Below are 5141 nucleotides of genomic sequence, written 5' to 3'. Positions count from 1 at the left end.
TAAAGATAAATCAGGAGTTGTTTGTAGAGTTTTTACTTTAGGAGTAAGGATTTTTCTTCTTGTTTTCTTAGCCATTAAGAATCCTATGGGAGTTTAGAATTGTTAGTAAATCTTCATCTTTAGCATAAAGTAGTTTTTCTTCTAAAGAGCAATCAAAGGATTTAGGTAAAGGTTTTAGGGTATTTTTAGTTAAGAATTTTTCCCATAAAATCGCATTATCCTTTTCTTCTAAATCCCAAAAATTCTCTTTATTATGATAGACATAATCTTGATAGTTAATAAAGCTTACAAAACGCATTTTCATATCTTTTTGTTTAGAAAGTATGCCTTGTATATTTTCTTCATTTGTGTTTTTTGGAATTTTATTGTAGTTTATAAGATGCCAATTTAGTCTATCTTTGATTAATTCAGCTGTATTTGGCAATCTATCTAAGAGTTCTTTAGAATAATAATTTGCAAAATAATTCTTTGCATATTCTTCTATATGTTCTTTAAAACTCCTTTCATAGATTAAATCCTCTAAACTTATAGGATAGGATTTTAAAGGATTATTTTTAGAACTTAAAACATAATCATATCCTACGAAAAAATAAGAAAAATCTATAAAAGCATAATCAGCACTTATGCCTTTACAAATCTTTAAAAATATATTTTCAAGTTCTAAGATTATTTTATCTTCTGTATTTAAATCTAACTCTTTTTGTATTTCTTTTTCACTTTTTGGAGTAAAGTCGTGTTGAATCCTATGGTGATAATTTTTAACTAAATACTCTAAGTTCTCTTCACTAAAGTTAAAGGTTAAATGTAATGAGGAATTAAAATAAACATCATACTTATTAAAATAGGGAGAAAGGTTGTCATTTTCTATAAAGGTATTTATTTCACTTTGAGAGAAATTTTCTCCTTTCTCATTCCAAAAAGGAAAATTTGGGGAAAGATTTTTAAGCATTCCTATTTGATTTAAAGCATTGTTTTGATGAATCTTATATAAAATATATTTACTTTTATCTCTACATAATCTATCATAGATTAGAGAATAATTTTTAGGTAACAAATCTAACCATTCATCACTAGCATTAATGTTTATGCCTTCTAATCTATCAATACTAAAATGAGTGTTAAGTTCTTGCATAGCATTTAGAGTATTCTTTAAATGCTCATTATAAAAATTACCCTTATTAGCTTGTTTAAATTCAAACCATTCTTTAGCATTTAAACGATTACCTTTTAAACTCCAAGCATTAAGATATTTCTCATCACTAAAAGATTTTTTAGAGAAGAAATGGAAATGGACTTGATTAGTGGTTGATGGGTTTAGCATTTCGTCCATTTAAAATCCTTTAAAGCATCTAAAAAATCTCTTATATCCTCTACTTGATCTTGCACCCATTCTTCTTCATCCATTTCTTCTTCGTCTTCTTCATATCCATATACACAAGGATCATCATAAAGCTCCATTTCTCTATGCTGTAATTCAAACTCCAAATCTTCAACAAAATTTGCAAGAATTTCGCCATCAAAATTATATTTATCATAGGTTAAAACAATAATTAGATTTTTTGGCAAAATAACTTTATATTTTTGCCGCTCTAAGTTACCATCTTCTACTAAATTTTGATATTCATAGCTTAAAATACTGCTAATAAAAGATCTTCGCTCATGCTGCTTTAAACCATCTAAAGCACCCTTTAAATAGCTATCGTTTTTTAGATAATATTTAAAAACCTCTTGTAAATCTTGATAAAATAAATCTTTGCTTTGCATTTTTTCCCTTATTTAATTCTTTTGTAGATTTTGTTTTTCATTAAATTCTTTTTCCATTTTAGCAGCATCATTTAAATCCATTCTTTTAATCATAATTTTATTAGGTGCAACTCCTTTGATATGATGAATATAGATTTCTTTAAAGGCTGTTTTTATACTTCTGTGTAAATGTCTATGGTCAATAAAGCCAGATCTTGAGCCTTTGTGCTCAGCAGCATCAAATTCCACAAGTTTTGTTATGTTATTCATTAGTTTAGTATAATCATTACATACAAACAAATAATCTAGGTCATATTCTCTAGCAAGTTTTAATTCAAAGCTTATTTGTTCTGTCAAACTTTGTTCTTGGACATTTTTAACTTCTACTAAAGTAGGATAATCATTAAGTGTTACTAAAAAATCTGGAATCGTATGATTAAATCCATTAAGATTAAAGTTTGCGTCCATTTTTCTTCTATTAGATAAATATCTTGTGCATTTATTAGAAAAGAGCAGTAGAGATACCATGTATTCTCCTGTGTCTCCTATGTCTTTAGCGTTGATAGTTTTTGATTCATCTTCACTTTTATTTCCATTTGGAGTGTTTGTTTTTTCTTTATCAGTATCTTCTATATTACTAGCACCTGTATTACTTTGTTGATTGTCAGCGGCTTGAGGATTTTTAAGCTTTTTAATAATTCCTTGATAGTCTTCAACTTTTTCCTTATTGTTTTTTAAAAATTCAAGTCTGCCAAATTCGTTTTGTTCTTTTGGGGTTCTATTTTTGTTGCTTGATATTTCATTCATTCTTTTTTCTATCTCTTCAATGCTCGCTTCTTCTTTTACACCCAATATCTTCTCCATTTCTTTTGCTTTTAGCTCACAACCTTTTTGAATAGCCTCTGCTTGTCGTTTTTTGTCATCTTGTGTGAAATCTCTCCCACCATTTAAAGCACTTAAAAACTTTTGAGGACTTTGCAAAATAAGACTAGAATTCTCTATTTCAGCGATTCTTCTTTGAAAAATAAGGTCTTTTTTGACATTTTTTATATTATCCACTCTAAAATCCGTAACTACAAATCCTTTATCTTCTAAAGGCACAGGGTCAAAGTGTAAGTCTTTGTTTTTTTGTTTAGAGATTAATCTTGGAATAAGATTATAAATCCCTTTTCCCAAACATTCTTGAAAAAAGCTTGCTTCAACTTTAGCAATACCATTATTAACTTTAAACTTTCCAATACAAGATTTAATATTATCTTTATTTGTATAAACATCATAGAAAATATCATAGTCTTTAAATTTTTCTGCTCTTTCTTTTTTGGGTGATTTTTGCAATCTTTTGTTCTTAGATTCTTCTATTTTCTTTCTTCGCTCTTCTTTTTGCTTTTGATAATCTTCTTCCATTTTAGCAGTCTCTAGATTAAGCGAATTTCCTTCTTCATCAAAGGCAAAATGTTTATCAATATTATCTGCATTAAGCCCAAGCTTGCTAATCTTTTCTTCTTTTTCTTTATTGATAGCTTTTATATGTCCTTGAGATTCGCTTTTATTAATAGTCCTATGTTTTATTTTATTGCCCTTATCGTCCACAAGGAAAGATTTGGTGCCATCTTTTTGTTTTATTTGTATATTCTTTTTACCCTCTTTACTTTGCATATGCTTTTCTTTTGGCGCATAAAACACTAGAGAACAATTCTCTAGTATATAAACCTTTTGAAATTCTTTGATATGGAATTCTACTTCGGCAAAGTTTATCTCTATATTCTTAGCCATTTTCTTTTGCTCCTTTAATAGCATCGTTTAAAAGTTTAGCATGTTTTCCGCATTCTTTCTCTATGTCATCACCTTTTTCAAAATAGTAAGGCGGTATTTTAAATTTCTTTTCAATCTGCGCACGAGTCATTGCTCCTGCTTCTTTTAAAAGCTTTTTATTTCGCGTGCCTTTAGCTTTATCTAAAGGGGTGTTTGGGTTAGCATAATTGACATTTGCTCCAAGTTCTATTAAAAGCTGAGTGGTTCTATAATTTGCAGGCTCTCTAATTGCATGAAATAAAAGAGTTTCTTTAAAAGCATACTCATTCCTTGTTAATGTTGGCATATCGACATTTGCTCCCCCTTTAATTGCCACTTCTAATTCTGAAAGATAATTATTATTATCCCAAGCCCAAAAATGCAAAGGGGTTTTAGGGAAATTTTCAAGCTCTCCTTCATAGATATCAAATCTCGCTCCTTTATCGACTAGATATTTCACAATTTCAGGATTAGGGTTGTTAGCCTTTGCTATATATTGATAAATCAGAGTTTCTCGATAAATCTCAAGCTTTCCTTTTTCTAAAAGAATATATTTCTCATTAATTTCTTTGATATATTTCATATCAGAATGGAAAAAATTATATTTAGGGTCTTTTAGGCTTAAGCCATATTCATTAAATAAATAATCTAAGATAGAAAAGTCATTGTCATGCTCTTCACAACTATATGCTGCTCTTATGATAAGAGTATATGGATTATACAAAGGACGCTCTGCATCTCCTTTTTTGTTTTTGGTATTTAATTCATAAGAACTTATCTCTACGGGATAATCTTTTAAAATATCCTTTACCTTAGCTAAGTCATTATTATCTATAGCTTCAAGCACTTCATCTTCCATTCTGTCTGCTTCTTCAAAGCTTAATGCTCTAATCTCTTCTCTCGTCTTCATTATGTCTCCTTTTAATGAATTGAATGAATTTGTGTTTTTGGTTTTCTAGTTTTTTGGTTTTAGTTTTTTGTGTTTTTTGGTTTTAGTTTTAAGAATTTATCTTTTAAAAATCTAATTGCTTAGTCGTTTTATCTAATCTGCTCTTAAATCTCCTCCTTTTACTCTTAGCCCTTTACTATCTATAGTAACTTGCACTTTACCTACTTGAATAACAACTTTATCTTTTGTTTGTTCAATCGTAGTAGTTCCAACTATGCTTGTAATCCTATCTCGTGCGATTGAAAGACTTCTACCAGCTAGGGTGGTTATAAAATTAGCTGTAAAAGAACAATTATTTCTAGCTTTAAAACTCATAGAATCATCAGCTTCAGCTTTAAAATATTCATTGGCTTCTATGCTTGTATCTCTTTTAGAAAACATTTTTATATTATCGTTGCATTGAATGACATAAGAACCTTGTATGGTTTCATTTTTATTATGTCCTACTCTTTGAATATAATCATTTTTAACTTCTTGTTCTAAATTATTATTTATAATCACTCTTTTATCATTTCCTATATTTTCTTCATGATTTTGTCCAATATTTACTTCATTACTAACTCCCACATTCAAAGTATTATTAAGTTTTACATTTGTTTCTTTAGAGAGTAAAGTGTTTTCTAAATAATCTTCTTTAACATTGACATTTTTAAATCCT

At 28.6% G+C, this 5141-nt stretch carries 5 protein-coding genes; all 5 read right to left on the bottom strand.

All coding sequences use genetic code 11. The features are described 5' to 3' along the window. Positions 1-67: 67 nt before the first annotated feature. Positions 68-1330: a hypothetical protein gene (locus LS70_RS09635; RefSeq protein WP_236096475.1), complete on the bottom strand. Its 1263-nt coding sequence runs from the start codon at positions 1328-1330 to the stop codon at positions 68-70. After that, positions 1315-1764: a hypothetical protein gene (locus LS70_RS09630; RefSeq protein WP_034291293.1), complete on the bottom strand. Its 450-nt coding sequence runs from the start codon at positions 1762-1764 to the stop codon at positions 1315-1317. Before LS70_RS09630 ends, LS70_RS09635 begins: the two co-directional genes overlap by 16 nt. 12 nt (positions 1765-1776) lie before the next feature. Further along, positions 1777-3516: a putative toxin gene (locus tag LS70_RS09625; protein WP_034291291.1), complete on the bottom strand. Its 1740-nt coding sequence runs from the start codon at positions 3514-3516 to the stop codon at positions 1777-1779. Beyond that, positions 3509-4444: an ankyrin repeat domain-containing protein gene (locus tag LS70_RS09620; protein ID WP_201273987.1), complete on the bottom strand. Its 936-nt coding sequence runs from the start codon at positions 4442-4444 to the stop codon at positions 3509-3511. Before LS70_RS09620 ends, LS70_RS09625 begins: the two co-directional genes overlap by 8 nt. Positions 4445-4576: 132 nt before the next feature. Next, positions 4577-5141, bottom strand: a 565-nt coding sequence (locus LS70_RS09615) for a hypothetical protein (RefSeq protein WP_201273986.1), incomplete at its 5' end; no start/stop codon positions are given.

Source organism: Helicobacter sp. MIT 11-5569 (assembly GCF_000765695.2).
Lineage (GTDB): Bacteria > Campylobacterota > Campylobacteria > Campylobacterales > Helicobacteraceae > Helicobacter_D.
The sequence above is the reverse complement of the archived record's forward strand: the minus strand, read 5'-3'. Positions and strand labels throughout refer to the sequence as shown.